The organism is Marinobacter sp. NSM (assembly GCF_052380025.1).
Lineage (GTDB): Bacteria > Pseudomonadota > Gammaproteobacteria > Pseudomonadales > Oleiphilaceae > Marinobacter.
Genome location: NZ_JBQTCK010000005.1, coordinates 13,919 through 39,381, shown reverse-complemented (window position 1 = coordinate 39,381; position 25,463 = coordinate 13,919). Strand labels below are relative to the sequence as shown.

Sequence of the window (25,463 nt, the reverse complement as noted above, 5' to 3'; positions counted from 1 at the left end):
GTGCAGGATAATCTAAATGCGAATTACTATCAATATATATCAGGTGTTGGCATTGTTCACCTGGCCGGTCTGAACGCGCCATTGCGCAGCGTAGGCGCCGTTTAGCGCCAGCAGTGTCTTGTGATCGCCTTGTTCGACCACCTGGCCTCCGTCGATCACCGCGATGTTGTCCGCGTCAACAATGGTCGACAATCGGTGGGCGATCATGATCACCGTTCGGTTTTGGCCAATGCGCCGGAGCGAGCGCTGAATTGCCGCTTCAGTTTCGTTGTCCACGGCACTGGTGGCTTCATCGAGTACCAGAACCGGAGGATCTTTCAACAGGGCACGGGCCAGGGACAGCCGTTGGCGCTGGCCGCCGGAGAGGCGCACCCCGCGTTCGCCAACCGGAGTATCCAGGCCCTGGGGTAACTGGCTGATGAACGACCAGGCCTCTGCTGTTCGGGCCGCTTCGATAATCTCTTCATCGGTAGCTTCGGGCTTACCGTAGGCCAGATTGTCGCGAATGCTGCCTTCAAACAGGTAGACATCCTGGCTGACCAGACCGATCGCATCTCGCAGGGATTTCAGGCTCACTTCCCCAATAGCCTGGCCATCCAGGCGGATCTCGCCGTGGGTGGGATCATAGAATCGCAACAACAGTTTGATCAGGGTTGATTTGCCAGAACCGGTTGCACCCACCAGGGCCAGGGTATTGCCGGCGGGTACCTCCAGGCTGATGCCGTTAACACCGGCACCGCTGCTGTCATAATGAAAGCCCACCTGGTCAAACGCCACCCTGCCCTGAACCGGTTGTTCAAGGTCTTTTCCTGCCTGGTCCCGCACGTTGACCGGTTCCGCCAGCAGGTCGAGAATTCGTCGGGTGCTGGCCATGGCGCGCTCGAACAGGTCAATAACCTCAGCGAGGCCCGTCAGGGGCCAGAGCAGGCGTTGGGTCAGGAATACCAGCACGCCGTAGGCACCGACGTTGAGGTCGCCGTTCAATGCCATCATGCCACCGACGGTAAAGGTCGCCAGAAACCCGGCGAGAATCGCCATTCGAATCACGGGTATGAACGCTGAGCTGATACGAATCGCCTGCCGGTTGGCTTCCACATAGGCCTCGCTGGCCTGTTTCAGGCGGCGGGCTTCGCGCAGCTCAGCGGTAAAGCTTTTGATAGTAGCAATACCACCCAGATTGTTGGCAAGGCGGCTGGACAGGTCACCGACTTTTTCACGGACATCGGCGTACAGCGGTCCGGCTTTACGCTGAAAATAGAAGGCTCCCCAGATGATCAGCGGGATAGGGGTGAACGCCAGCAGGGCAATCAGTGGGGACAGCACGAAGAAAACTGCACCCACGGCCACCACGGTGACGGCCACCTGAATCATGGCGTTGGCACCGCCATCGAGAAAACGCTCAAGCTGGTTAACGTCGTCGTTCATGGTGGCAACCAGCTGCCCGGAGCTTCGAGCTTCAAAGAAACTCATATCCAGACGCTGGGCGTGCTCATAGGCGTCTTGCCGAAGATCCGACTGCAGGCGTTGGGCCAGATTGCGCCAGAGGATCTGGTACAGGTATTCGAACAGGGATTCGCCTGCCCAGATGAAAAAGGTCAGTACCGCCAGGATGGTAATCTGTTGCTGGGCGGTCTCGAACCCAAGCCGGGCGACAAAGCTCTGTTCCTGGTTCACAACCACATCGATGGCCACGCCAATCAGGATTTCGGGAGCAATATCGAACAGTTTGTTGATGACGGAGCAGGTGGTGGCGGCGATGATCCGCCGACGATAACCCCGGGCATAACGTAACAGGCGGCCGAGTGCCGCAAAGCTGCTGGTGTGTTGGCTGCTTGTGGCCATGTTCCGCTTCCTTCTCGCCGTGGCTGATCTCACTGAAGGCGGGAAGGTTAGCGGATTTTTGACTGAGTTAAAATAGAATCATTATCACCTGCGACCGTTGCGTTGCAGCCAGCGGTCCAGTTGATCGGCGAATTCTTTGCGGTCTGCCTGGCCGAAGGGAGCAGGCCCGCCGGTGACTTGCCCGGCGTTGCGCATCTCCTCCATGAAGTTTCTCATGGCCAGGCGTTGGCGGATGTTTTCCTTGGTGAAGGCCTGGCCTCTGGGGTTGAACACGTCAGCGCCTTTTTCGATGGCTTCAGCGGCCAGGGGGATATCCTGGGTGATCACCAGGTCGCCTTTGGTCATCTGGTCCATGATTTCGTTGTCGGCCACGTCAAAGCCCTGGGGTACCTGGCGGCGGCTTATGTATGGGCTGGGTGGCAGGGTGATGGCGTGGTTGGCGATGAAGGTGGTCTGGATTTGCCAGCGGGCGGCGGCGCGGCACAGTATTTCCCGGATGGGGACGGGGCAGGCGTCGGCGTCGACCCAGATTGGCATGTCGGTTTTCCTTTGTTGGCTTGTGGTTGGTGTATTTTAACCTTTCATCGGGTGGGCTTGTTAGGTTTGCTCCGCGTATTTACGTTTGTGCCGTCGCGGTTTGGTGTTGGCATGTTTAGGGATGGCTTCCAAAAAACCGCTACGAGCACATCCATGTGCGCTTCTCTCAGGCCATCCTTGGCCTTCGAAATTTTTTGGAAGCCATCCCTAAACACGCTTATTAACAACATCAGTACCTCCGCGATTATTTTGCTGATTTCGAGGGAAGGGGTATGAAAACCAGGTTGGTCTTTTTTCTTATGATTCTTGGATTAGTGCCGGTCAAAGGTGTCGCCTCGGAGGATCAGGCCTGGACTGCCCTCCGCGAGGGCCGGGCGGTTTTGATGATGCGCCATGCTTTGGCGCCAGGCACGGGCGATCCCGGTGAGTTTGATCTGGAGGATTGCAGTACCCAGCGCAATCTCAATTCGGTCGGGCGGGAACAGGCGCGTTCGTGGGGGCCGTTTCTGGCGTCTCGGGGTATTACCGAGGCCAGGGTGTTTTCCAGCCAGTGGTGTCGGTGTATGGATACGGCGCGGGAAATGGATATGGGGGAGGTGACGGAGTGGCCGGCGTTGAATTCGTTTTTCCGGAATCGGGGTGATGGTGATACCCAAACGCGGCAAACGATTGCGTTGGTAAATGAGCTGGAGCCGGGGGCGGCGGTGATTCTGGTGTCGCATCAGGTGAATGTGACGGCGCTGTCCGGGGTTTTTCCGGCCTCTAATGAGGCTGTGATTCTGGCGTTGCCGCTGTCGGAGAATCCGACGGTTCTGGCGAGGGTGTCTCCGGGGCGGTAGTGGTATAATCCTGTGCTCATTCGATTAACAGGAAATGATAATGTCCCAATTGCCTCCATGCCCCCAGTGCAATTCTGAATACACCTATGAAGACGGCGTTCAGCTGGTTTGCCCCGAGTGCGGGCATGAGTGGACTGCGGCGGAACAGGCTGAGGCCGAGGCCGGTAAGGTGGTTCGGGATTCCAACGGTAATGAACTTCAGGATGGTGATACGGTCACTGTGATCAAGGACTTGAAGGTTAAAGGGTCCAGCCTGGTGGTTAAGGTAGGCACCAAGGTCAAGAACATTCGCTTGGTGGATGGCGATCACGATATTGATTGCAAGATTGACGGCGTTGGTGCTATGAAACTCAAGTCGGAGTTCGTGAAGAAAGCCTGAGTTAGCTCGAAAGCCTAAGAGAGGCGCCGAATGCTCTGGCAGGAGCGCTGGCGTCTCTTGTCACTGTCCCGGGCGGGCTTTAGCCTGAGATTGCTTGAACCTGTTGCTCCAGTTCTTTGGCGAGATTGGGCTCGAGTTTCAGGGCAGCAGCGAGTTGGTCAAGCCAGGCCCGCTCCATTGGATTCTGGTCGTTGATCATCACGGCGCTGACTACGTAGATCTCGCGGCTTGCTTGCGGCGAATCGGAGTTTCTTGCGAGGGCTTTCGCATCCAGGGGGGCGTCGAACTGTTGCTGTATCCAGGCGTGTAACTCGTCGTCTGGTCCTAATTTCTCTATTTCCTGAGTGAGCAAGGCCCGTTCATTGGCGTCTATGTGGCCATCGGCCCTGGCGGCCATGATCATGGCTTGGAGTATTTCCAGTCCCCGCCTCTCCTGATCTGCGCCATGAAGCTGCTCCAACGGCCGACCCTGTAGGGCGGGCGCTTGCTGCGGCACTCCCTGAGCATTGGTCTGATAATTTTGGTAAGCCTTGTAAGCCAGCACACCAACGCCAGCCAGTGCACCGTATTTTAGCGCCGTGCCACCCATTTTCCGGCCTCGTTTGGAGCCCAGCATCAGGCCGAGGGCGCCACCGCCCAACAGGCTTTTCACGTCAACACCGCTGCCGCCACCTTTGCCGCCAGAGAGCTGATTACCTAAACCGCCCATGAGGCCTTTGACGTCCATTGCTCTACCGCTTTGGGGTTGGCCAACTTGAGCCTGGCCCATGATCTGATTCAGTACCGACATGACATTCATTGCTCATCTCCTGATGACGCTGTTGCTCAAAGCAACTCTGTTGATTCTAGCCCCAGTAAGCCATACCCAACATGAACCGGGGGTGAACGTATTGTCAGGCGCATGTCGGTAAAGTTCCTTTGATCATTTCCGGGCCGTCGACTAAACCTTAAACAGAGTGCCAACCACCCCAAGGCTGCCGCTGCCCGCCAAAAGCAGGCTTTCTGTGCAGCCAGGCTTTTACCGCGAGGCCGGGGGACAGGAGGATGGGATGAGACAAATCCACGAATTCCATGTGGATAGCACCCGCTATCTGGATGACCACGGCAAACCGCTGGGTGAGTTGCCGCCCCAGGCCGGGAACACTGACAGGGTTCTGGCCGCCTACCGCAACATGGTGCTGACGCGCACCTTCGATTCCAAAGCCATTGCCCTGCAACGCACCGGCAAGTGCGGCACCTACCCGTCTGTGCTCGGGCACGAGGTGGTGGGTACAGCTATTGGCCAGGGTATGGCGAAGTCCGATGTGTTTGTGCCCTACTATCGGGATCAGGCCGCCCATCTTCTTCGCGGCGTCAGTCTCACGGAATTACTGCTGTACTGGGGCGGTGATGAGCGTGGCAGCGCCTGGCTGAATTGCCCGGAAGACTTGCCGATCTCGGTGCCCATTGCCACCCAGTGTTGCCACGCCGTGGGCGTGGCGGCGGCGATGAAGATTCGCGATGAGAATCGGGCCGTGGTCTGTTGCATCGGTGATGGTGGTACCTCCAAGGGTGATTTTCTGGAGAGTATCAATCTGGCCGGCGCCTGGCATTTACCCGTTGTATTTGTGGTGATCAACAACCAATGGGCGATTTCCACGCCGCGCAGCCTGCAAAGCGGCGCGGAGACCATTGCCCAGAAAGCCATCAGCGCCGGATTGCCGGGCCATATTGTGGACGGCAACGACTATTTCGCTACGGTTGAGGCGCTGGACACCGCCCTGGACCGTGCCCACGGCGGCAAAGGCGCGACGGTGATTGAAGCCGTCACCTATCGCCTGGGCGACCACACCACCGCCGACGATGCCACCCGCTACCGAACCGCCGAAGATCTCAAGCGCGCCTGGGAGAAAGATGGCATCAAACGCCTGCAGAACTGGTTGCATGACAACGGCCATTGGAGCCCGGATAAAGAAAAATCCCTGCAGGCGGAATGCAAGCAAACCGTTGAACGGGCCGTTGAGAAGTACCTGGCCATGCAGGCCGAGCCACCCACCGCCATGCTGGATTACCTGTTTGAAACCCTCCCTGCTGCGCTGCAGCCCCAGCGCGAACAGATCGCCAGCAAATACCGGGGAGGTGACCTATGAGCCAGGCAAAGCGATCCATTGAAACCCGAGACGTGACCCTGGTGGAAGCCGTCAATATGGCCTTGCACCGGGCAATGGCAGACGATGCTAACGTGGTGGTGCTGGGCGAAGATATTGCCACCAATGGCGGCGTGTTCCGGGCCACTGTAGGCCTGAAAGAAGCCTTTGGCTTCAAGCGGGTGATGGACACACCCCTGGCGGAAAACCTGATCGCCGGCACGGCCATTGGTATGGCTACGCAAGGCCTGAGGCCCGTTGCGGAATTCCAGTTTATGGGCTTTATCTACGCCGGCATGGAGCAGATTGTTAGCCACGCCGCTCGCATGCGTAATCGCACCCGCGGCCGCCTCCATTGCCCATTGGTGTTTCGGGCACCGTTCGGTGGCGGTATCCATGCGCCCGAGCATCATTCGGAAAGCACCGAAGCCCTGTTTGCCCACATCCCCGGCCTGCGGGTGGTTATTCCCAGCTCCCCGCAACGGGCGTATGGCCTTCTGCTGGCGGCCATCCGCAATCCGGACCCGGTGATCTTCCTGGAGCCCAAGCGTATCTACCGGGCAGTTACCCATAGCGTGGAGGACAACGGTGAGGCGCTACCGCTGGATACTTGCTTCACCCTGCGCGAAGGGGATGACGTCACCCTGATTACCTGGGGCGCCTGTGTGCAGGAAACCTTGCAGGCTGCCGACAAGCTGGCGGAGCAGGGCGTCAGCTGCGAGGTGATCGACGTCGCCACCGTCAGCCCTCTGGACCGGGAAACCCTGCTGTGCTCGGTGGCTAAAACCGGCCGTGCGGTGATCGTTCACGAAGCCTGCCGCAACGGCGGTGTCGGTGCCGAAGTAGCGGCCTCAATCGCCGAGGGCGCCTTTCTGGATCTTCAGGCCCCGGTGGTGCGAGTCACCGGGTACGACACCATCATGCCTTACTACCGAAACGAGCAGTATTACCTGCCGCAGGTAGAAGACATCGTTAAAGCCGTCGAACAGGTGATCGCGCTCTAGGAGGCTAACCATGAAAAACTTCAAACTCCCAGACCTGGGCGAAGGCCTGCCCGAAGCCGAAATTGTCGATTGGCATATCAAGGTGGGTGACACGGTGGATGTGGACCAGGTACTGGTCAGCGTCGAAACCGCCAAGGCCATCGTTGAAGTGCCGTCCCCCCAGGCCGGCACCATCGCCAAACTCTATGGCGAGCCCGGGGACATCATCCACACCGGCGAACCTCTGCTGGCTTTTGAAGGAGAGGGGGACGACACCGGTACCGTGGTGGGTGAGCTGAAGTCCTCCGGAAAAGGCGATGGCAACGGTGCACAGCAGGACCAGTTTATCGTCGGCGCAGCCCCTTCCAGCAAGCGGGCCCGGGCCAATCGAGCCACCCCCGGTGTGCGTGCATTGGCAGAACGCCTGGGCGTTGGCCTGGAATCCATCAAGGGCAGTGGCCCCGGTGGTCTGATCACCACGGACGATGTGCACAAACAGGCCAGCCACCAGAAACAACTGGGCGACGCCGAACCCCTGCGCGGTACCCGCCGCACCATGGCAAAAAACATGGCGTTGTCACACGCCCAAGTGGTGCCGGTATCTATCTTTGAGGACGTGGATATCGGTGACTGGAAAAAGGGCACCGACATCACCATGCGCCTGGTGCAGGCCATCGGCAAAGCCTGTGAAGCCGTGCCAGAGCTCAACTGCTGGTTTGATGGCGACAATCTGAGCCGGCAACTCCTGAACGAGGTGCATGTGGGCATCGCCGTGGACACCCCGGACGGCCTGTTTGTACCGGTGTTGCGGGACATCACTCATCGCAGCCAGAAAGACCTGCGCCAGGGCCTGGAGAACCTGCGCGAGGCAGTGGCCACCCGTAAGATACCGCCGAAAGAGATGCAGGGCGCCACCATTACCCTGTCGAATTTCGGAACCATGACCGGCCAGTACGCCAACCCCATTGTCAGCCCGCCACAAGTGGCCATCGTGGGGGCCGGGCGAATCCGGGACAAGGTTGTGCCATACAATGGCACTGCGACCATTCGTCGCATCCTGCCGTTGTCATTGACCTTCGACCACCGGGCGGCAACCGGCGGGGAAGCCTCGCGGTTTCTGGGGGCGATGGTCCAGGCCCTGAATAACGCATCGTGACCAGCCACCACTATTTGATGAAAATGGGCTAAAACACACTTGCCATCACGGCAAGTGATGGCAACACTTACTTCGAAAAGACTTCAAGACCACATAACAACAGAGTTAGTGCCCATGAACCGTACACATTTACTCAGCGTCGGCCTCCTGTTCGCTGCCACGACACTGGCTGCTCCTGTCCTGGCTCACGATTACAGCCAGGGCGACATTCACATAGAACACCCCTGGAGCCGACCAACACCCCCCGGCACGCCCATGGGCGTGGGTTACATGGTCATCAGTAATCACGGTAATCAGGATGTCACCCTCACCAGTGCCCAATCACCCCGGGCGAGTAACGTGTCGATCCACGAAACCCACATGCACGACGGCGTGATGCGCATGAGCCCGGTCAAAGGCGGGCTGGTGATTCCCGCCGGGGAGACCGTTGAGTTGAAACCTCACAGCTACCATCTAATGCTGGAACAGCTCACCCAGCCCCTGGCGGAGGGTGAGCTCATTCCTGTAGAACTGGCTTTCGACGGTGCTGAGGCCATGGCCGTAGAGCTGGAGGTGCATCCCCTGGACGGCAAAGAAAAGGCAATGGACCATTCCGGGATGCATCATCACTGACTTTACGCCACGCTCTCGGTAAATGATGTCTGCCTCTGTCTGCGGTGACCTGGTGGTTACTGTTCTGCGTTGAATCAGGTTTCCAGATTCGGCTCAAACAACTGAATAAACCGGGTAAAGCCAATCCGCCCCCCTTGGACATACTCGAAATCCGACAGAATGGCCAAGGCCGGGTTGCGGATGCCGGCAAGCATTCGCTTGAAGTCGAGGCTGTCAATACGCACATGGATGCTGGCATCTTCCGAGGCGCCCTTCCGGAGTTCTGATGCGCCACCTCTCACCGTGAGCGTGAAGCTTTGCTTCAGGTCGGGAAACTCAAACACGACGGATTGATAGATGTCCCACGCGGCGTCACCTTCCAGGTTGACACTCATACCGTCGAAAAAGGCCCTGATGGGAATACCTTCGAGCATTGTATCGTTGGGAGTTACCGCCATCAGGGGCAGGGTGATGTTGCCCGCCAGTTCGGCAGCGGAGGTCAGGTAGTAATGGCGGGCTCCGGGATTGGTTTCTGCGGCCGCCAGGGCCTGCAAGGCGACTATGCGGTGTTCGGTGGCGGCCTGGTGTTCCGGGCTCAGCCGCAGCACATAGTCAGTCAGCTCCAGCACCCATTGATGGTCTTCGTTACCGGCAGCCTTCTCCACAGCCGTCATCAATGCTTCTTCACCGCCGGCCAGTTGGGCCATGCGCTCTGCTTTTTCTCTGGGCGGGGTGGGGTGCAGGTTACTGGGATTGCCATCGAACCAGCCAAGTGTTCCGCCAAAGACCATACGGGCCGACCACTCCGGTTTGCCATAAAACTCCTGCAGGAACGGGGACTGCGCCAGGCGGGGCGGCAGGCGGATTTCATGTGCAATGTCATCAGGCGTTTTGCCGGCATTCATCATTCGGATGGTCTGATCATAGACGTAGCGAATAGCATCCCGGTAATCGGTCAGGTGCTTGCGGATCTCCGCTCTGCCTGTCACCGGGCGTGAGTGGCCGGGTACCAAATATTCCGGCTCCAGATCCCGCATCATTTCCAGACTGTCAGCCCAGGTTTTCGGGTCCCGGTAGCTGGTGCCGCGAATGGTGTAGAGATTGGGAAAGGCGCGGTAGAAGTTGTCGCCCGGCAGCAGCACTTTCTGTTTTGGCAGCCACACCACCACCTGGTCGTCGGTCTCGCCAGGAGCGTGCTTGAGGATCATCTCCACGCCGCCCACGGTGATGTTCAGCTCGTCCTGAAAGGTCTGAGTCGGTCGCAGGATCTGCAGGGTACTGTGTTCCTGCAAATCCACGAATGGGCCAATACCCACATTTGTCCGGTCGGCATCGGGCAGTCGGCTGCCGTACATACGAAAAGAACGCTGGGTGATGATGGGCTGGAGTACACTCACGGTCTGGTCAACCGCTTTCTCCAGAGAGCGGTGAGCATAGATGTCGACCGGATCGCCATCGTTGATAAAAGCCGGCGCCCCATGGATATGGTCCGGATGCGAATGGGTATAGATAATGGCTCGCACCGGTTTGTCAGTGATTGCCCGGAAACGCTCGGCGATGCGTTCTGCCGCTTCCAGCGACTCCATGGTATCGACAATGGTGACGGCGTCATCCCCTTCGATCATGATGGAATTGGCAATACCAAAACCAATGGCAACATAAACGCCGTCGGTGACTTCAATCACGTCTTCCCTGAATTCTTCGCCATGGCGGTCAAGAGCCTCCGGTGACAGGGTTCCTGATACTGGTGGGCTGTCGATACCGGACTGGCTGCAGGCGGTGATCAGGAAAACACTCAGTAACAGGCCGGTGATACGGGGCATAACGAGATCCTTGATGTTGTTATTTCTGGTCGCGGGTGTAACTGTTGCACATGTCGAGACTAATGAATCAGGAGCCTTTGCAGTTGACCCGTGAAGTGATGGAAGAGTATCAGGTCTTCGTCTATCTGGTGGCTGTCTGCCTGGGCCTTTTGGAAGGGGTATTGGCGCCCGATCGTGGTGGCTACCTGGAGCCGCTTGTGTGACCCCTTCTGGGCGTGTTGCTCTACACAACGTTTACCTAGGTGCCGCTGGCGCGTCTGGGCGATGCCTTTGCAACACCGCGTTACCTGTTGGCGGCAGTGGTTGGCAACTTCATTATACTGCCGTTCATTGTCTGGGGGTTGATGGCTCTTGGCCCGGATATTCCGGCTGTGCAGTTGGGCCTGCTGCTGGTCTTGCTGGTGCCATGTACCGACTGGTTTATCACCTTCGCGTTGCGGATAAGCTTGGCTGGCTGACTGTACCCTTGTTGGCCTTGGTGGTGTTTCAATCCTTGGTGGAGCTTTTTGGTATGGCATTATTCTTGTGGTGGGTTCCCAAGAAGCTCCATCGTTAATTTTTCTGGCCTGAATCAGGCCGGTTTGTCTGAATGTCCGAGTGAATGCTCTGGCGCTATCTGATCCCGTACCAGTTGTTTCAATTGCTTGATGTCCGGGAAGCCTCCCTGTTCCTTTCGGGACCAGATACGGGTGTCGTTTACCCAGACTTCGAAGATGCCACCGGTGCCGGGTTTCAGTGTCAGTTCGTCAACCATGCCGTCGAAGGTGGTGAGCAGTTCCTGGGCCATCCAGGTGGACCTCAGCATCCAGTTACAGCCGGTGCAGTAGTGTAAGGTGATTCGCGTTGCCATTTGGTAATGCTTCCTGCATGGAAAAATCTGTGAGTCATGCTATCAAATGATGTGTGGTGTTTCCTTCGCTCAAGGCAATGGACGGCAGTGTGTAATCAATGTCATCAGACTATCCGGCAATCGGCCAACTATAAAAGCCGGCCACCCTGGCCCAGCGGATAGTACGAGCCAAGAAGAAGATCCGTAAATGTCGTTCGCTCTGCCCTTAAATAGCCTAGGATTTCAGGTAACGCGGTGTTCATCACCGGATAAAAGGATGGCTTTGAGGGCAGGGTGAAGGATATGGCTGATCGTTATTTGTTTTCGAGCTTCTTTAAGACCTTGGCGCTGTGTGCTGTGCTATCAGGGAGTCCTGCGCTCGGCGAAATAGCTTTGACTGCGGAAGCCTCTGACCCTGCGCGTCTCGGCTGGATGCAAGGCTTTCCGCCTCCGGCAGATAAACTGGTTATGCAGCCGGAATCCGATTTTTTCAGCTTTCCGAAGATGCGCTGGACCGTGTGTCATATCCGTGAGTTGATGCCGACCAAACAGGTTAGCCGTGGATTGTCTGGGCCAGTACCCCTGACATATGCCCTGGACCGGGGAATTGATTCGGTGAGCTTCGTTCCAATGGGAGCAGAAGCTGAAATGAGTTGGGCCGAGTCGCTGGCGGCCAACTACACGGATGGGTTGCTTATTCTGCACGGCGGCAAGATCGTGTACGAGTACTACTCAGGATGTTTGGGAGAGGCCGGCAAGCACGCAGCCATGTCGATGACCAAGTCATTGACCGTTTTGCTGGCGGAGATCCTGGTGGTTGAAGGCCGCCTGGACGAGGGCGCAAAGGTTGACTCCATTATTCCCGAGCTTGAAGACAGCGCCTTTGGCAGTGCGACCGTGCGCCAGGTAATGGATATGACCACGGGCCTTCAATACAGCGAAAACTACGCCGACCCGAATGCCGATATCTGGGTGTATTCAGAAGCAGCCAGTCCGTTGCCGAAACCGGAGGGCTATGTGGGACCGAACGGATACTTCGAGTACCTGCAGACCGTTAAACAGGACGGAAGCCATGGCGATGCGTTCGGATATCGCACCATCAACTCCGATGCGCTTGGCTGGATTATCTCGCGGGTTACCGGGAAGGATGTTACGCATCTGCTCTCTGAGCGAATCTGGAGCCGAATGGGGGCCGAGCAAGACGGCTATATGACGGTCGATGCCAAAGGCACTCCGTTTGCCGGCGGCGGCTTGAGTGCCGGCCTCAGAGACCTGGGGCGAGTTGGCCAGTTGATGCTGAGTGGTGGTGTGATCAATGGTGAAGCGCTGTTCCCGCGCAAAGTGGTCGACAACATCCGTGCGGGTGGTGACAGGGAGGCATTCGCCAAAGCGGGTTATTCAACCCTGGCTGGCGGCAGCTACCGAAGTATGTGGTGGGTCTTCCACAACAATCACGGCGCCTTTGCGGCACGCGGGGTTCACGGCCAGACCATCTATGTGGACCCTACGGCGGATATGGTGATTGTGCGGTTTGCTTCGTTCCCGAGCGCTGCCAACGCTCAAATTGATCCCACCTCATTGCCTGCGTATCAGGCGCTGGCTGAGTACTTGATGGCCAAGTGAAAGCCGGTATCCGGCCTACTGTTGTAGGCCGGCCTTTCGGGCCCTGGCCGCATGCAGCTTCTTGTAGCTCTCGATCATCTTCAGGTGCCGGTCCAGGCCGCGCAGGTCCATGCCGGTTTCCTCCAGGCCATAGAAGCGCACCGTGCCGTTAATGGAGCCGACCACGGCGTCCATCACCTCGTTGCCAAACATACGGCGGAAGTTGTAGAGGTAGTCGTCCAGCTGCAGTTCTTCGTTCAACGTGGCTTCGAGCGCCGCGTTCATGGCCTGGTAGAACAGGCCCCGTTCGACGGTGTTGTCATTGAACTGCAGGAACATATCCACCAGCTCCTGGGCCTCTTCCAGTTCGCCCAACGCCAGGTAGATCAGCAGTTTCAGTTCCAGAATGGTCAGCTGGCCCCACACGGTGTTCTCATCAAACTCGATGCCGGTGAGGGTGACGATGGTCATGTACACGTCCAGCTCGGCCTCTTCCAGGCGTTGCACCAGATCGCCCAGTTCGTCTTCATCCAAACGGTGCAGGTTGAGGATGTCCTCCCGGAATGCCAGCGCCATGTTGGTGTTGTCCCACACCAGGTCTTCCACCGGATACACCTCGGAATAGCCCGGCACCAGGATGCGGCACACCGGAGCACCCAGGTCTTCGAACACCGCCATGTAGCATTCCTTACCCATATCGGCGAGGATGCCGAACAGGGTGGCGGCTTCTTCTTCGTTGCTGCCGGAGAAATCCCATTCGACAAAATCGTGGTCGGATCTGGCGCTGAAGAAACGCCAGGACACCACGCCACTGGAATCGATAAAGTGCTCAACGTAGTTGTTGGGCTCGGTCACCGCCATGGAGTTGAACGTAGGGGCGGGCAGGTCGTTCAGGCCTTCAAAGCTGCGGCCCTGCAGAAGTTCGGTCAGGCTCCGCTCCAGTGCTACGTGGAAGCTTGGGTGCGCGCCGAAGGAGGCAAATACACCGCCGGTTTTCGGGTTCATCAGGGTGACGCACATCACCGGGAACTGACCGCCCAGGGAGGCGTCTTTTACCAGCACCGGGAAGCCCTGTTCTTCCAGGGCCTTGATGCCTTCAACAATCTCTGGGTACTTGGCCAGCACGCTCTCCGGCACGTCCGGCAGGGCGATTTCGTTTTCGATGATCTCTTTCTTCACCGCCCGCTCGAAGATTTCCGACAGGCACTGTACCTGGGCTTCCTGCAGGGTGTTGCCGGCGCTCATGCCGTTGCTCAGGTACAGGTTCTCTATCAGGTTGGAGGGGAAGTAAACCGTTTCTCCGTCTGACTGGCGCACATAGGGAATGCTGCAGATACCGCGCTCGGGCGTGCCCGAGTTGGTGTCGAACAGGTGGGTGCCCAGCAGTTCGCCGTCCGGGTTGAAGATCTCCAGGCAGTAGTCGTCGAGAATGCCCTCGGGCAACTCGCCTTCCGGGCCGGGCTGGAACCATTTCTCGTTCGGGTAATGCACGAACTCGCTGTTGGCGATGTCCTGGCCGAAATACTGATCGTTGTAGAAGAAGTTGCAGTTCAGCCGTTCAATGAACTCGCCCAGGGCCGAGCACAGGGCGGCCTCCTTGGTGGCGCCCTTGCCGTTGGTGAAGCACATGTGGGCAGCAGTATCGCGCACGTGCAGGGACCACACGTGGGGCACAATGTTGCGCCAGGAGGCAATTTCGATTTTCATGCCCAGGTCTGCCAATATGCCGCTCATGTTGGCAATGGTGGTTTCCAGGGGCAGGTCTTTGCCTTCGATGTACGTATTCGCTTCGCCTTCCGGCTTCACTGTAAGCAGTGCCTGGGCGTCTTCGTCCAGGTTTTCGACCACTTCAATCTGGAAGTCCGGGCCGGTTTGCACCACCTTCTTCACCGTGCAACGGTCGATGGAACGAATGATGCCTTGGCGGTCCTTGTCGGAAATGTCTTCCGGCAGCTCCACCTGAATTTTGAAAATCTGCTTGTAGCGGTTTTCCGGGTCTACAATGTTGTTTTGCGACAAGCGGATGTTGTCTGTGGGGATGTCCCGCGCGTTGCAGTAAACCTTTACAAAGTAGGCTGCGCACATGGCTGACGAGGCCAGGAAATAGTCAAATGGGCCGGGTGCCGAACCATCGCCTTTGTAGCGGACGGGCTGGTCGGAGACGACGGTAAAATCGTCAAATTTGGCCTCAAGCCTCAGGTTGTCGAGATAATTGACTTTGATTTCCATGGGCAGCTTACCGGATGCAGAATATGAACAGTTTACGCGGAATAAACGAGGTGATCCCCGATGCGCGGGATGGTCTCACAAAAACCGAAAGGACGATACTTTACGTCCTCAGCGAAACCCAGAAGGAGCTGGGTGGTCGCAACGTGCCCACGGTGATGCTCTATGGCCGGGTGCTGGAGTACGTGAACATCAGCGAGCAGGAGCTGCACCTGTACCTGGACCGGCTTGGGGTCAAGGGTGATGGCCGTTAAGGGCGGTGGCTACTGAAGTCACGCGGGTCCAGCCGGTAATAGCCGCACAACGCTTTGTAAACATCCGGCTGAGCTTCGAGCAGGTGTTCGGGCTGTTGAAAGAAGGTTTCGGTCAGTACCGCAAAGAATTCCGCCGGTTCGGTGGCGCCGTACGGGTCCAGCCAGGGCTTGTGGTGGTGTACCAGGCGGTGTTGCAGGTGGTCCCAGGCCTTGGTCATGGTTTCCTGCCAGTTCCGGGCCTGCTCGCCATACAGTGGTGGTGCGCCATCGGCGGTGCCGTCCAGGTAGTCCAGCTGGTGGGCGAATTCGTGAAGGATCACGTTATGGGGGCTGTGTGGCTCTTCGATGGCGCTTTCGCACTCGCTCCAGGCCAGTACCACCTGGCCACGGGAGGAGGCTTCGCCGGCGCGGACCTGGTCACTGTGGCTTACCACCAGGCCGTCACTCTCAGTACCCTGGGCCCGGTAGACGTCCGGATACACCAGAATACTCTGCACTTCATCGTAGTCTGAAAACGGCCGTTCCAGAATCAGCAGGCAGGCATGGCCAGCAATGGTTACGCGTACTCTGTCGTCTACCTCAAATCCATCGCAGCCGTAATAGTCCTTCTCTGAGACAAACAGCTGCACCAGGCGCTCAAGGCGTTTTCTTTGATGTGGTGCCAGCCTTTTGTATGCAGGCACCTGCTTTCTCAGATAGCTGCGCCAGGGTTTGGGGAAGGGTTGCTGAAGCTCCCGCTTTCGCCGCCAAGTGCGATAGAAAAACAGGTAAAACAACGACCCGGCAAGCAGAGTGGTGGCAAAGACAGCAAAAATGACAGGCGCAGACATCAACAACTTCCCCAGGCGTGTCTGGCCAGTCTACCTCAACGATCAGCGAACCACGAAGACCGAAATGTCGCTGTGTTTTACGATCTCAGCGGCGTTAGAACGCAGCAGGTGCAGCTTATCTCCCAGTCCGGGCGTGTGCGATGCCATCACAACAAGGTCTGCGCCAGTATCTTTGATGGCGCCCAGTAACTCGGAATCCAGTTCCACCGCCGTATCGACAGACTCGAGTACCTTGGCGTCTGTTTTTATGCCGTGAGCTTGGCCTTGCTCATGGGCAAACTCGGCTAGTTTCCCGGCAAGCTCTTTCGGGTTGTGGGCGGCGGCGCCGGGCGTGCTATTGGTGACCGTCACGTAGCACAGGTTTGCCTGATAGTGCTTCGCCATGTCGATGGCGGTTCTCAGGGTTTTGGGAATCTTGTCCATGTGAGAAAGATCCACAGGTACGAGTATTTTTTTGTACATGGTTCAGTCTCCATCGCTCAGAATTTGAACTTATGTCTTCAAGCCTGGACCATGAAACGACAGGTCGGCAAATCAGAGGCAGTTTTATGAAGTATATTTTTGAAGTCACCGTGAAGGACGGCCACACGGCGGAGGATTATGCAGATGCCTGGGTAAGAGCCAGCGAGCTGATTCAGCAGGCCCCCGGGGCTCGCGGCACGGAATTGCACCGGAAGATCGGTGAGCCGAACAAGCTGATTGCCATCGCCAGCTGGGACAGCAAGGCAGACCGGGATGCCATGGACGCAACCAAGGACCCCCGGATTATGGACATCATCAAAAGTGCGGCGCCGTTTGTGGAGATACGGCCGTTGGGTGAATTTGAAGACCCGGAATGGGTGGTGATGCCGCCCGGGGACAACGGGTAATCAATGGCCATCGAGCTTGTTCAGCTTCAGGTCTTTTTCCAACCGGTATGTATCAAAATCTTTGGCCAGAAACAGGTGGCCTCTGTAGTGCTGTAACGCCTCCGCTGCCAATTGATTAATATGGGGCGTGCCACCAGGTACCGACTGGTAGCGTGAGCTGAAATGAGTCAGCACCAGGTTAGGCAGTTTCGCGCTCTGGGCGAATCGGGCTACCTGTTGGGCTGAGCTGTGTTGGGGCCAGGGGCCAACCCGGTCGGCCACGTCCTGTGTATAAGTGGCTTCGTGGATGAGTACATGAGTGCCTTGGCTGGCCTCTTTAAGAAGCTCCGGTGTGTCGTTATCGCCACCCACAATGATGCGCCGGGCAGTTCTGGGTATGTGCGTGTAGTCATCGCTCTGCAACAACCGGCCGTCATCCAGCAACACGTCTTTGCCCTTCTGCAGATCGCCCCAGGCCGGGCCGGCCTCTATGTGGTCCGCCGCCAGTTTCTCCTGCTTTAGCTGGCGCTCCAGGTTTCTTTCGGTAAAGACATAGGCCCGGCAGGCCACGCGGTGGGAGAGCGCCACGTTGGTAACGCCCATATGGTCATCTTGCCAGTAGAAATCCGGCGCCTCGGAGTTGATGAAGTTCAGCGGGTAGCTCAGGCTCGAATCACTGTTTTCGATCACGGTATCAATAAAGCGGCGCACCTGTGGCGGCGCAATGATATCCAATGGTTCTGTGCGGCCGAGCATGGAGGCACTGGTGAGCAGACCGGGCAGGCCGAACATGTGGTCGCCATGGATGTGAGTGATGAAAATGGCGCGTAGCTGCATCACCGAATACCGGGTGCGCATCAGTTGGTGCTGGGTACCCTCACCGCAGTCGATCAGGTACCAGGGTTTCGGGCCGGAGCGGCTCAGAGCCAGTCCGGTGACATTGCGTGACCGGGTTGGTGTTCCGGCGGATGTGCCTAGGAAAGTAAATTCCATCATGCCTCGTTTCGCGGTAATGTGCCCCCTGATGATACGAAACCTTTTGCCGAGAGGATACGTGCCGCACCATGTCCGACCTGAAAGACCCCCGGGTACTGTTCGCCGCAGAGCGCACTCTACTGGCCTGGAACCGCACCAGCCTTGGGCTGACAGCCTTCGGCTTTCTGGTAGAACGGGCGGGTTTGCTGCTGGCGGCATTAGCTCCGGAGACGGGCAACAGTATGAACCTGGTGGCCATGTATTGGTTGGGAATGCTGTTCATTCTGCTGGGTGCCGCAACAGCGTTTTACGCCACCCGCCAGTTTGCAGCGGTGTTGAAAACCCTGAGCCCGGAAGAATTTCCCAATGGCTATAACGCCCGCTGGGGAATGACCATCAACCTGATCGTGGCGTTCCTCAGCCTGGCACTGGCAGCCGCCCTGTTTGTCAGCCAGTACTAACACAATCCAAGAACGACAGAATCAAAGGAGTCACACCTTGTCTGAACTAGCGAACTACGAAAGCTTCGATATCGAAGTAAAAGACCAGATTGCCCACGTGCAGTTCAGCCGCCCGGAAGCCCTGAACACCATGAACAAGGCATTCTGGCTGGAGCTGCCCCGCTGCGTGCAGGACATCGAAGCCAATACCGATGCCCGAGTGATTGTGATTTCCTCCACCGGCAAACACTTTTCCGCCGGTATGGATCTGGGCGTATTCTCCGATCCCAAATCTGTGCCCATGAGCGGTGATCCGGGCCGGATGGCGGAGAACCTCCGCCGGGTGGTGCTGCAGCTGCAGGATACCCTCACGTCTCTGGAGAGGGTGCGTTTGCCGGTGTTGGCAGCGGTTCATGGCGGCTGCATTGGCGGTGCCCTGGATCTGGTGTGTGCGGCCGACAGCCGTTACTGCACCGCGGATGCCTATTTCACCATCAAGGAAACCGAACTGGGCATGACTGCAGATGTGGGCACCCTGCAGCGCCTGCCCAAGCTGATGCCCGAGGGCGTGGTGCGGGAACTGGCCTACACCGGGCGCAAGTTCGGGGCAGAGGAAGCTCACCGCCTTGGTTTCGTGAACACGGTATACGAATCTCAGGAAGCGATGCTGGAAGGTGTCATGGCCATTGCGGCGCAGATTGCGGCCAATTCACCCCTGGCGGTGACCGGTTGCAAGGAAATGATCAACTTCAGCCGCGATCACAGTGTGGAAGACAGCCTCAAGTACATGGCTACCTGGCAGTCTGGCATGTTCCGCCCCACCGATATGATGAAGTCCTTCCAGGCGAAGGCCCAGAAACAGGCGCCTGTCTACGATGACCTGTTCCCGGTCAAGGATTTGTTCTCTAACTGATCCATGCCTGACCGCCGTAACTCCTCAATCTCAACATCCGCCGCCCTGTTGTTTCAGGGCGGCATTGGTGTGGTTGGCCTTCTGGCTATCTGGCTGTTTGGTATTCCGATACTGTCGGGCGGCCTAAGCCTTGCCGGGGCGGTTTTGTCTGGCGTGATTGGTGCTGCTGTTACCTATCTTTCGTTGCTGTTGCTGACCCAGAACTCCTGGTTGTTCCCCGATGACCTCAGCAGCCAGATGCAAGCGCTCTATGATTTTATCTCCGGTTATCGATGGCCGGTGTTGCTGGCATTGGCTGTGCTCGCTGGCGTCGGTGAAGAACTTCTGTTCCGGGGCGCGATACAGGGCTGGTTACTGCAATACACGGGGCCCTGGACGGCGGTACTGGCGGCCTCGGTGCTGTTCGGACTGGTGCACAATGTGTCATTCACTTACTTTCTGGTTGCCACCGGCCTGGGCCTGGTGTTGGGGACTGCTTACCAGCTCAGTGGTAGTCTTGAGCTGGTGATGGTGTGGCATGCGGTTTATGACATGTTGGCGATATACTGTCTGCTGAGGTATCCGCACTGGTTTGGTGTCAGGGCCTGACCTGCGTGTGAGGACTTTTCTCAAGTAATCGGTTGTTGGTAAGTGCCTGAGTCAGGCGTTCCAGAGCTTCTCCGCTATGACGCCAGAAATGCCAGTAGAGTGGCACCTCCAGTGATTGTCCCGTGGCGAGACTGACCAGCTCTCCAGATTTCAGCTCCCGGGTTGCCTGTATCTCCGGGATCATGCCGTATCCCAGGCCCGCGCAGGCGAGCTTCACGAAACCCTCCGATGACGGGCAAAGGTGATGGCGGAAGGCGCCACTGTATCCACATTGCGAAAGAAAACGGCGCTGGAGCAGGTCGTCTGGCCCGAAGACAATTGCCGGGGCTTGTTTCAGGCTTTGAGGATTGATGCCTTCCGGAAAATAACGGTGGACATAGTCGGGTGTTGCCAGGGGGAGATAATGCATTGTGCCTAGCGCAACGCATCGAGCGCCGGCAAGGGGTTGTGGGCTACTGCAAAGGCAGGCTGCGACATCGCCTTCCCGCATCCGTCGCAGGCCAATATCCTGATCTTCAATCACCAGATCCAGTAACAGTTCGTCATCCCTGCATACGTTGCCGATGACCTCCGCCCACCAGGTCGCCAGGCTGTCCGCGTTCAACGCAATGCGTAATCGGCTGGCTCGCTCGGTCAAAGCTGGCAAAGTTCTGGCCAGGTCTCTTTCCAGTAGTTGTACCTGTTGAACGTGATTGAGCAGCCGCCGGCCGGCGGGGGTTGGCGCGAGCGTGGGACTGCGAACCAGCACCGGTTGGCCCAGTCTGATCTCCAGTGTACGAATGCGCTGGGAAACGGCGGACTGAGTGAGCCCGAGGGTGTCCCCGGCACGTTCAAATCCGCCGTATTCAACCACGGTTGCCAGTGCTTCCAGCAGCTTGTAATCAATCATAAGTAAAATTAATTCACTATTAGCAGGATGAATTTAAAGTATATAGGTTTGCGGTTAGTCTGGCCCCTCAATCTTCGGAGGAACGGGCGTGCTTGAAAGTTATCTGACCGGCTTGCTGGTGTGTGGCGGTATTATTGTCGCAATTGGTGCACAGAATGCCTACGTGCTGAGCCAAGCGATTCGTCGTGAGCATCATTGGTGGTCTGCGGGTGTGTGCATGACGTCCGATATCCTGCTGTTCACCCTCGGCATGTTTGGCGTAACGGCGGCCTTGATGGCCATGCCAGAGGCACTTGAGGTTTTGCGCTGGCTTGGTGTGGTATTCCCGGGCTGGTTGGCGATTCAGGCGTTCGTGCGGGCCGGACGGGGCAGGGCCGCGCTTGAAGCTGGGGCAGAGGCCCGAAGAGGTCTGAAAGGAGTGCTGTTGACTACTCTGGCGGTCACCCTGCTCAACCCCCAGGTTTACCTGGATACCTTATTGTTGATCCCGGCCGTAGGCGCCCAGCAATCCAGTGCGCCCGGCTTTGTTGCGGGGGCAAGCAGCGCCTCGGTGATCTGGTTTGGTGGGCTGGCCTGGCTGGGCTCTTCGCTGGCCCCTGTGCTCTCTCGACCCGGCGCCTGGCGGGTTATCGATGGTGTTATCGGTTTGATGATGCTCGCCATCGCTCTGCAACTGGCGTTCGCTGGTCTGTAAATTTCAAACGATCGTATGAATTCTTGTTGAAACTTGTGTCGGCCTGGAACAACATAGCAGGCTATATATTCACCCGCTTTCTCAGGAATTCCTATGAACGCTGCTGTTCGCCGCTGGTTTGCCAGTGCCGGCGCTATGCGCCGTCTGATGAGTACGTTTGCGCCATACCTTGGCGCGGGCGTCAAAGTCACGAAGATTGCTGATGACTTTTCGTCCGCAACCGTCGAAATGCGCCAGCACTGGTACAACACCAATTACGTCGGCACACACTTCGGCGGTTCCCTGTACAGCATGGTAGACCCCATGTACATGCTGTTGCTGATGCGGCGTCTGGGCAACGACTATTTAGTCTGGGACAAAGCCGCCAGTATCGACTTTATCCGCCCTGGCAAGGGTCGCGTGCAGGCCCGGTTTGAGCTGACCGACGATCGGCTTGAGGAAATCCGCAACGCCACAGCCAGCGGCGACAAATACTTGCCGGAATGGACAGTGGATATCGTGGATGACAGCGGTGAGATTGTTGCGCGAGTTCACAAAATTCTCTATGTCCGAAAGAAACATCGACCGGTTACCTGATCGGCCGGGGGCGGTGCTCGCGAAGTCTGTTTTTCTGCTTATACTCACGTCAGTAATAGAGGAATAGCTTTAACAACAACCACTCTGGCGGAGTTAATTTGGGAATCTTCAAGCGCAATCTTTGGATGTTGTTCTGGCTGGTTGTTGCTGTTGGTGTGCTTGTTCTGTCGTTTATCCTGACCAGTATCTGGCAATCCACACTGCGTGCCCAGGAAGCTCACCATCAGTCCCGCGTTCAACTGATCAGTCAATCTGCCATCAACGTGTTACGTACCCAGGAGTTGATCCTGGACGTAGCCGCCGCTGAGCTTGTGCGCCAGGATCTTGTCAACGCCACTCCAGAGGTGTTGCCTTTTCTCGACAATATCATGGAGGCCAGCCCGGCGCTCGCAGGTTTCGGTATGGCCTTGCCGGATGGGCAATTGGTGAAAGTGACCTCCACTGTGGATGTCAGCCTGATGCCGAACCTGTTGGAGCAGGAGGAATCCCGGGACGGCTTCCAGCGTGCTATGGAGTCTGATCGGTTGGTGGTGGGCCGCACCTACTATTTGCCGGCGGTCGGGGCCTGGATTATTCCCGCCCGCAAAGCCATCAGGGATGCCAGCGGCCAAGTGATTGCGGTGATGTCTGCCGGAATCCGCGCCGATGGCGAAAAAGGGGTGTTCGGGAGCAATCTGCACACCGGCGCGGACGACTCTGTGATGATCTTCCGGGAGCACGATGGCTATTTGCAGTTTATGTCCAGCGAAGGCGTCACGCCGGATATGTACGCCCACATCCAGCGGACACCGGAACAGCGTGAAGAGGACAGGCAAGGCCTGATAGCGGCCAATGATGCGTCTCTTGAGGAACTGAAAGTAAGCCCGGAACCCAGTATCTATTTCAGCCATAGAGACGGTGATACGTTCATTGGTGGCGCCTGGTATTCCCCGGACTATGAACTCTGGATTGTCTCGGAATCCAATATTCGTTCGGTCTGGAGTACCTTTCTGGATCGTGCCCTGGTGTTGTTGGCGGTGTTTGTCGCCCTATTCTTCCTGCTCTTCTATCTCGTGCGCCAGATCGAGCGCGCAGAGAAAAAACGCCGCTCGGCCCTGATGTATCAATCTCGTCATGATGATCTGACGTCGTTACTCAACCGGGTAGGCATGATTGACCAGATCCAGCAGCTTGTGAATCGCGACGAGGGCTTTGGCGTTGTCTTGCTCGACATCGATAATTTTCGAGGTATCAACGATCGGTTCGGGCAGGAACACGGCGACAAGGTACTGAACGAGTTCGCCCGGTGTTTACGTGAGCTGACCAGTGAACAATACGGCGCGTCGCGACTTGGCGGTGATGAGTTCGCAGTGATCAGCCGTATCCGTGAGCCTGAAAAGCTGCTGGCGTTCTGTAGCGATCTGCTGCGAGGGCTGGCCCGCCATATGGCCACCGGCCCGCTGGGGCTCCAATTGGGCGCCAGTGTGGGGGCTGCTGCGTTTCCGGACCACGGAGATTCATTCAACAGCGTTATTCGAAGTGCCCACCTGGCGCTATACCGGGCCAAGAGGACCCGCAACGATGTGTGCCTGTACCGGAACGAATTTGAGGCAGGCTATTTGCGGCGGGTACACATTGAACAGCGACTTCGTGGGGCCATTCACCAGGGAAGGATATTTATGGAGTACCAGCCGCAGCTGGACGCCTGTGGCCGGGTAGTGGGCGTTGAGGCGCTGGCCCGATGGGATGATGAAGAGCTCGGGTATGTGCCACCCAATGAATTTGTTGAAGTAGCAGAATCCTGTGGCTTGATGGTGGAGCTTGGCAACTACGTGTTGGGCCGGAGTCTCTCAGACTTCCGGACGATTCTTGACCAGGCGCGAATGCCATTGGAGCTGTCGGTAAACATCTCCGCCATGCAGTTTATGCAGTCAGGCTTTGCCGAACTGGCGTTGTCTGAATTGCAAAAGCATGGCGTGCACCCCCATTACCTGACCCTGGAAATCACCGAAACGGTTTTCATGGCAGGTTTTGACCAGGTCATCCCCGTGCTGGAACACCTTCGGCGCGAAGGCATCAGTTTGTCCATGGACGATTTCGGTACCGGTTATTCGTCCCTGAGCCTGTTGCGCAAGCTGCCGATTGATGAACTGAAAATCGACAAGAGCTTTGTGGATAACATCATTGATGACGAGCCCGCCCGAAACATGGTCGAGAGCATCATTGCCATTGGCAAGAATCATCGCATGCTGCTGGTTGCCGAGGGGGTGGAAGAGCAAGCCCAGTTTTCAAAGCTGGTAGCGATGGGGTGCGGCCGCTTCCAGGGTTTCCTGTTCAGCCGTCCGGTGCCGGCGAGCAACGTGGCTTCCGTGGTTCGTCAGTGCAATGACAAGGCTACGCCCTCCGTCTGAGCCAGCCTCAGGCGTGTTGCTTCTCCACCTCGCTCAGAAACTCCCCGATGTCTTCAAAGGCTTGTTCCGCTTCCGGCAACAGGGGGGAGAAGATGTGCCATACATGGACCATGTTCTGCCATGTGTGAAGTTGTACCGGTGAGCCTTCGGCCCGGGCTTTGGCGGCATATCGGGTGGCGTTGTCCAGCAGCATCTCCGTGCTGCTGGCGTGAATCAGCGTGGGCGGCAAGTCGTTAAGGTTTCCGCGCAGGGGCGACGCCACGGGATTGGTGGGGGAAATGCGAAACGCTGCCAGGGTACCCCACCAGAGCACCGGTAGCGGAATCTTCGACAAGCCCCCGAAAACCGGCCCAAGTAAGGGATCGGTACGGATATTTTCCCGGTTGCTGGGGGCGGTCAGAGTGAGGTCGGTGGACGGTGACAGGGCAATAGCGGCATCGGCCTGGCGCACCCCATTATCCCGAATCCAGGCCAGCAGAGACAGGGTATGGCTACCGCCGGCAGAATCGCCCGCTACCACCATGAACTCCGCCTTCTCTTCGCCAGCCGGGCCGTGGTTCAGCAGCCAGGTATAGGCCTGGCGGCAGTCGCGAATGCCGTCCATAAAACGGTGTTCCGGCATCAATCGGTAATCCAACGCAAACACCGCCGCATTGGCCAGTTGCGAGAACCGGTCGGTAATGGCGCGATGACTGCGGGGGCTTCCTGCGGCCCAGGCGCCACCGTGAATGTAGAGCACCCGGCGGCGGGTATCGGCACTGGGTGCAATCACCCATTCGCCCCGGGGGTGGTCGCTATGGCGAATCTCGGATGTAACCTCCACACCCTCACCGAGACTGTCCAGATGGTTTCTCAGTGCAATCAGGCGGGCTTTGCCCTTCAGTCCCCGGGACGCTCGCCCCATGTCTTTGATGCGTTCCATCACCTCGTCGTGAGCAGGGTTCGGAGCCACTTCCCGCACCGCCCAGTCACCGCCATCGTAGTGGGAAAGGTCATGCACCCGGAACAGCAAGAAGGTTGAGAGAACGATGAGCGCAACAACAGCGAGCAGAATCCAGAGCATGGGTTTTCCTTTTGGGGCCCTGTAAAAAGGGAACTATGCTGAAACTATATTCGTACCATGGCCAAGCATA

The 25,463-nt window shown here is 57.5% G+C and carries 28 protein-coding genes; 17 read left to right on the top strand and 11 right to left on the bottom strand.

The genetic code is table 11. The features are described from left to right. Positions 1–39: 39 nt before the first annotated feature. Positions 40–1,842 (bottom strand): ABC transporter ATP-binding protein, encoded by a 1,803-nt coding sequence (locus ACTZWX_RS12125; RefSeq protein ID WP_444714156.1) that lies wholly within the window; start codon positions 1,840–1,842, stop codon positions 40–42. An 84-nt stretch (positions 1,843–1,926) separates the two neighbouring features. Then, positions 1,927–2,379 carry a YaiI/YqxD family protein gene (locus ACTZWX_RS12120; RefSeq protein ID WP_444714155.1) on the bottom strand — a complete coding sequence of 151 codons (453 nt, stop codon included), beginning with the start codon at positions 2,377–2,379 and terminating at the stop codon, positions 1,927–1,929. A gap of 299 nt (positions 2,380–2,678) precedes the next feature. Between ACTZWX_RS12120 and ACTZWX_RS12115 the strand changes: the two genes are divergently transcribed. After that, entirely contained in the window at positions 2,679–3,218 is a 540-nt protein-coding gene (locus ACTZWX_RS12115) for a histidine phosphatase family protein (protein WP_444714347.1), read from the top strand. 40 nt (positions 3,219–3,258) lie between these two features. Beyond that, positions 3,259–3,597 (top strand): zinc ribbon domain-containing protein YjdM, encoded by a 339-nt coding sequence (locus ACTZWX_RS12110; protein ID WP_058090623.1) that lies wholly within the window; start codon positions 3,259–3,261, stop codon positions 3,595–3,597. 79 nt (positions 3,598–3,676) lie between these two features. Here the strand turns inward: ACTZWX_RS12110 and ACTZWX_RS12105 are convergent, their stop codons facing one another. Beyond that, entirely contained in the window at positions 3,677–4,396 is a 720-nt protein-coding gene (locus ACTZWX_RS12105; protein WP_444714154.1) for a tellurite resistance TerB family protein, read from the bottom strand. Positions 4,397–4,646: 250 nt separating this feature from the next. Between ACTZWX_RS12105 and pdhA the strand changes: the two genes are divergently transcribed. The 4 genes from pdhA to ACTZWX_RS12085 all read left to right on the top strand — a co-directional run bounded on the left by pdhA (position 4,647) and on the right by ACTZWX_RS12085 (position 8,474). Beyond that, a complete protein-coding gene (gene pdhA / locus ACTZWX_RS12100; RefSeq protein WP_444714153.1) occupies positions 4,647–5,726 on the top strand; it encodes a pyruvate dehydrogenase (acetyl-transferring) E1 component subunit alpha in 1,080 nt (359 codons plus the stop codon). Next, positions 5,723–6,727: an alpha-ketoacid dehydrogenase subunit beta gene (locus ACTZWX_RS12095; protein ID WP_444714152.1), complete on the top strand. Its 1,005-nt coding sequence runs from the start codon at positions 5,723–5,725 to the stop codon at positions 6,725–6,727. Before pdhA ends, ACTZWX_RS12095 begins: the two co-directional genes overlap by 4 nt. Before the next feature lie 10 nt (positions 6,728–6,737). Then, on the top strand, positions 6,738–7,862 hold the full coding sequence (locus tag ACTZWX_RS12090) for a dihydrolipoamide acetyltransferase family protein (RefSeq protein WP_444714151.1): 1,125 nt from the start codon (positions 6,738–6,740) through the stop codon (positions 7,860–7,862). 114 nt (positions 7,863–7,976) lie between these two features. Further along, on the top strand, positions 7,977–8,474 hold the full coding sequence (locus tag ACTZWX_RS12085; RefSeq protein ID WP_444714150.1) for a copper chaperone PCu(A)C: 498 nt from the start codon (positions 7,977–7,979) through the stop codon (positions 8,472–8,474). A 74-nt stretch (positions 8,475–8,548) separates the two neighbouring features. On the opposite strand, the gene ACTZWX_RS12080 is transcribed toward ACTZWX_RS12085, so the two are convergent. Next, the gene (locus ACTZWX_RS12080; RefSeq protein ID WP_444714149.1) at positions 8,549–10,276 is read right to left on the bottom strand and encodes an alkyl sulfatase dimerization domain-containing protein; all 1,728 of its coding nucleotides are present in this window, start codon (positions 10,274–10,276) and stop codon (positions 8,549–8,551) included. Between the two features lie 50 nt (positions 10,277–10,326). Between ACTZWX_RS12080 and ACTZWX_RS12075 the strand changes: the two genes are divergently transcribed. After that, positions 10,327–10,479, top strand: coding sequence for a hypothetical protein (locus tag ACTZWX_RS12075; protein ID WP_444714148.1), 153 nt, complete (start codon positions 10,327–10,329; stop codon positions 10,477–10,479). Positions 10,480–10,518: 39 nt separating this feature from the next. Next, complete coding sequence (locus ACTZWX_RS12070; protein WP_444714147.1) at positions 10,519–10,734, top strand: hypothetical protein; 216 nt, start codon at positions 10,519–10,521, stop codon at positions 10,732–10,734. Between the two features lie 113 nt (positions 10,735–10,847). Here the strand turns inward: ACTZWX_RS12070 and ACTZWX_RS12065 are convergent, their stop codons facing one another. Further along, a complete protein-coding gene (locus tag ACTZWX_RS12065) occupies positions 10,848–11,126 on the bottom strand; it encodes an Rdx family protein (protein ID WP_106693606.1) in 279 nt (92 codons plus the stop codon). Between the two features lie 282 nt (positions 11,127–11,408). On the opposite strand from ACTZWX_RS12065, the gene ACTZWX_RS12060 reads away from it, so the two are divergent. Next, positions 11,409–12,728 (top strand): serine hydrolase domain-containing protein, encoded by a 1,320-nt coding sequence (locus tag ACTZWX_RS12060; protein ID WP_444714146.1) that lies wholly within the window; start codon positions 11,409–11,411, stop codon positions 12,726–12,728. Positions 12,729–12,743: 15 nt separating this feature from the next. Here ACTZWX_RS12060 and ACTZWX_RS12055 read toward each other — a convergent pair whose 3' ends face one another. Further along, a complete protein-coding gene (locus ACTZWX_RS12055; RefSeq protein WP_444714145.1) occupies positions 12,744–14,936 on the bottom strand; it encodes an OsmC domain/YcaO domain-containing protein in 2,193 nt (730 codons plus the stop codon). Positions 14,937–14,959: 23 nt separating this feature from the next. Here ACTZWX_RS12055 and ACTZWX_RS12050 point away from each other — a divergent pair, with 23 nt between their 5' ends. Then, the gene (locus tag ACTZWX_RS12050; protein ID WP_156137785.1) at positions 14,960–15,187 is read left to right on the top strand and encodes a hypothetical protein; all 228 of its coding nucleotides are present in this window, start codon (positions 14,960–14,962) and stop codon (positions 15,185–15,187) included. On the opposite strand, the gene ACTZWX_RS12045 is transcribed toward ACTZWX_RS12050, so the two are convergent. After that, positions 15,184–16,017 carry a zinc-dependent peptidase gene (locus ACTZWX_RS12045; RefSeq protein WP_444714144.1) on the bottom strand — a complete coding sequence of 278 codons (834 nt, stop codon included), beginning with the start codon at positions 16,015–16,017 and terminating at the stop codon, positions 15,184–15,186. The genes ACTZWX_RS12050 and ACTZWX_RS12045 overlap by 4 nt on opposite strands. A gap of 42 nt (positions 16,018–16,059) precedes the next feature. Next, positions 16,060–16,479: a universal stress protein gene (locus ACTZWX_RS12040; protein ID WP_444714143.1), complete on the bottom strand. Its 420-nt coding sequence runs from the start codon at positions 16,477–16,479 to the stop codon at positions 16,060–16,062. A gap of 86 nt (positions 16,480–16,565) precedes the next feature. Here ACTZWX_RS12040 and ACTZWX_RS12035 point away from each other — a divergent pair, with 86 nt between their 5' ends. Next, a complete protein-coding gene (locus ACTZWX_RS12035) occupies positions 16,566–16,886 on the top strand; it encodes an antibiotic biosynthesis monooxygenase family protein (protein WP_152437535.1) in 321 nt (106 codons plus the stop codon). Here ACTZWX_RS12035 and ACTZWX_RS12030 read toward each other — a convergent pair whose 3' ends face one another. Further along, the gene (locus ACTZWX_RS12030; protein WP_444714142.1) at positions 16,887–17,858 is read right to left on the bottom strand and encodes a ribonuclease Z; all 972 of its coding nucleotides are present in this window, start codon (positions 17,856–17,858) and stop codon (positions 16,887–16,889) included. A gap of 71 nt (positions 17,859–17,929) precedes the next feature. On the opposite strand from ACTZWX_RS12030, the gene ACTZWX_RS12025 reads away from it, so the two are divergent. Genes ACTZWX_RS12025 through ACTZWX_RS12015 form a run of 3 tightly spaced genes read left to right on the top strand, consistent with a single transcriptional unit; the run spans position 17,930 to position 19,781 of the window. After that, on the top strand, positions 17,930–18,301 hold the full coding sequence (locus tag ACTZWX_RS12025; RefSeq protein ID WP_058090609.1) for a YidH family protein: 372 nt from the start codon (positions 17,930–17,932) through the stop codon (positions 18,299–18,301). A 37-nt stretch (positions 18,302–18,338) separates the two neighbouring features. Beyond that, a complete protein-coding gene (locus ACTZWX_RS12020) occupies positions 18,339–19,193 on the top strand; it encodes a crotonase/enoyl-CoA hydratase family protein (RefSeq protein WP_152437536.1) in 855 nt (284 codons plus the stop codon). 3 nt (positions 19,194–19,196) lie between these two features. After that, the gene (locus ACTZWX_RS12015; protein ID WP_444714141.1) at positions 19,197–19,781 is read left to right on the top strand and encodes a lysostaphin resistance A-like protein; all 585 of its coding nucleotides are present in this window, start codon (positions 19,197–19,199) and stop codon (positions 19,779–19,781) included. On the opposite strand, the gene ACTZWX_RS12010 is transcribed toward ACTZWX_RS12015, so the two are convergent. Continuing rightward, the gene (locus tag ACTZWX_RS12010; protein ID WP_444714140.1) at positions 19,771–20,670 is read right to left on the bottom strand and encodes a LysR family transcriptional regulator ArgP; all 900 of its coding nucleotides are present in this window, start codon (positions 20,668–20,670) and stop codon (positions 19,771–19,773) included. The genes ACTZWX_RS12015 and ACTZWX_RS12010 overlap by 11 nt on opposite strands. Before the next feature lie 88 nt (positions 20,671–20,758). Here ACTZWX_RS12010 and ACTZWX_RS12005 point away from each other — a divergent pair, with 88 nt between their 5' ends. The 3 genes from ACTZWX_RS12005 (at position 20,759) to ACTZWX_RS11995 (ending at position 24,330) form a co-directional block, all read left to right on the top strand. Next, positions 20,759–21,364, top strand: a complete 606-nt coding sequence (locus ACTZWX_RS12005; RefSeq protein ID WP_444714139.1) for a LysE/ArgO family amino acid transporter — start codon at positions 20,759–20,761, stop codon at positions 21,362–21,364. Between the two features lie 93 nt (positions 21,365–21,457). Next, complete coding sequence (locus tag ACTZWX_RS12000; protein ID WP_444714138.1) at positions 21,458–21,940, top strand: DUF4442 domain-containing protein; 483 nt, start codon at positions 21,458–21,460, stop codon at positions 21,938–21,940. A 98-nt stretch (positions 21,941–22,038) separates the two neighbouring features. Continuing rightward, positions 22,039–24,330 (top strand): putative bifunctional diguanylate cyclase/phosphodiesterase, encoded by a 2,292-nt coding sequence (locus tag ACTZWX_RS11995; protein WP_444714137.1) that lies wholly within the window; start codon positions 22,039–22,041, stop codon positions 24,328–24,330. A gap of 7 nt (positions 24,331–24,337) precedes the next feature. Here ACTZWX_RS11995 and ACTZWX_RS11990 read toward each other — a convergent pair whose 3' ends face one another. After that, complete coding sequence (locus ACTZWX_RS11990) at positions 24,338–25,393, bottom strand: alpha/beta hydrolase (RefSeq protein WP_444714136.1); 1,056 nt, start codon at positions 25,391–25,393, stop codon at positions 24,338–24,340. Between the last annotated feature and the right edge of the window lie 70 nt (positions 25,394–25,463).

What these genes read in the sequence shown, in the direction of transcription:
- ACTZWX_RS12015 (WP_444714141.1), top strand. Translation starts at nt 19,197, where the DNA reads ATGCCTGACCGCCGTAACTCCTCAATCTCAACATCCGCCGCCCTGTTG.
- ACTZWX_RS12030 (WP_444714142.1), bottom strand. Translation starts at nt 17,858, where the DNA reads ATGGAATTTACTTTCCTAGGCACATCCGCCGGAACACCAACCCGGTCA.
- ACTZWX_RS12080 (WP_444714149.1), bottom strand. Translation starts at nt 10,276, where the DNA reads ATGCCCCGTATCACCGGCCTGTTACTGAGTGTTTTCCTGATCACCGCC.
- ACTZWX_RS12035 (WP_152437535.1), top strand. Translation starts at nt 16,566, where the DNA reads ATGAAGTATATTTTTGAAGTCACCGTGAAGGACGGCCACACGGCGGAG.
- ACTZWX_RS12105 (WP_444714154.1), bottom strand. Translation starts at nt 4,396, where the DNA reads ATGAATGTCATGTCGGTACTGAATCAGATCATGGGCCAGGCTCAAGTT.
- ACTZWX_RS12085 (WP_444714150.1), top strand. Translation starts at nt 7,977, where the DNA reads ATGAACCGTACACATTTACTCAGCGTCGGCCTCCTGTTCGCTGCCACG.
- ACTZWX_RS12040 (WP_444714143.1), bottom strand. Translation starts at nt 16,479, where the DNA reads ATGTACAAAAAAATACTCGTACCTGTGGATCTTTCTCACATGGACAAG.
- ACTZWX_RS12050 (WP_156137785.1), top strand. Translation starts at nt 14,960, where the DNA reads ATGAACAGTTTACGCGGAATAAACGAGGTGATCCCCGATGCGCGGGAT.
- ACTZWX_RS11990 (WP_444714136.1), bottom strand. Translation starts at nt 25,393, where the DNA reads ATGCTCTGGATTCTGCTCGCTGTTGTTGCGCTCATCGTTCTCTCAACC.
- ACTZWX_RS12110 (WP_058090623.1), top strand. Translation starts at nt 3,259, where the DNA reads ATGTCCCAATTGCCTCCATGCCCCCAGTGCAATTCTGAATACACCTAT.
- ACTZWX_RS12095 (WP_444714152.1), top strand. Translation starts at nt 5,723, where the DNA reads ATGAGCCAGGCAAAGCGATCCATTGAAACCCGAGACGTGACCCTGGTG.
- ACTZWX_RS12000 (WP_444714138.1), top strand. Translation starts at nt 21,458, where the DNA reads ATGAACGCTGCTGTTCGCCGCTGGTTTGCCAGTGCCGGCGCTATGCGC.
- ACTZWX_RS12065 (WP_106693606.1), bottom strand. Translation starts at nt 11,126, where the DNA reads ATGGCAACGCGAATCACCTTACACTACTGCACCGGCTGTAACTGGATG.
- pdhA (WP_444714153.1), top strand. Translation starts at nt 4,647, where the DNA reads ATGAGACAAATCCACGAATTCCATGTGGATAGCACCCGCTATCTGGAT.
- ACTZWX_RS12045 (WP_444714144.1), bottom strand. Translation starts at nt 16,017, where the DNA reads ATGTCTGCGCCTGTCATTTTTGCTGTCTTTGCCACCACTCTGCTTGCC.
- ACTZWX_RS12010 (WP_444714140.1), bottom strand. Translation starts at nt 20,670, where the DNA reads ATGATTGATTACAAGCTGCTGGAAGCACTGGCAACCGTGGTTGAATAC.
- ACTZWX_RS12075 (WP_444714148.1), top strand. Translation starts at nt 10,327, where the DNA reads ATGTCGAGACTAATGAATCAGGAGCCTTTGCAGTTGACCCGTGAAGTG.
- ACTZWX_RS12025 (WP_058090609.1), top strand. Translation starts at nt 17,930, where the DNA reads ATGTCCGACCTGAAAGACCCCCGGGTACTGTTCGCCGCAGAGCGCACT.
- ACTZWX_RS12115 (WP_444714347.1), top strand. Translation starts at nt 2,679, where the DNA reads ATGATTCTTGGATTAGTGCCGGTCAAAGGTGTCGCCTCGGAGGATCAG.
- ACTZWX_RS12055 (WP_444714145.1), bottom strand. Translation starts at nt 14,936, where the DNA reads ATGGAAATCAAAGTCAATTATCTCGACAACCTGAGGCTTGAGGCCAAA.
- ACTZWX_RS12060 (WP_444714146.1), top strand. Translation starts at nt 11,409, where the DNA reads ATGGCTGATCGTTATTTGTTTTCGAGCTTCTTTAAGACCTTGGCGCTG.
- ACTZWX_RS12125 (WP_444714156.1), bottom strand. Translation starts at nt 1,842, where the DNA reads ATGGCCACAAGCAGCCAACACACCAGCAGCTTTGCGGCACTCGGCCGC.
- ACTZWX_RS12120 (WP_444714155.1), bottom strand. Translation starts at nt 2,379, where the DNA reads ATGCCAATCTGGGTCGACGCCGACGCCTGCCCCGTCCCCATCCGGGAA.
- ACTZWX_RS12090 (WP_444714151.1), top strand. Translation starts at nt 6,738, where the DNA reads ATGAAAAACTTCAAACTCCCAGACCTGGGCGAAGGCCTGCCCGAAGCC.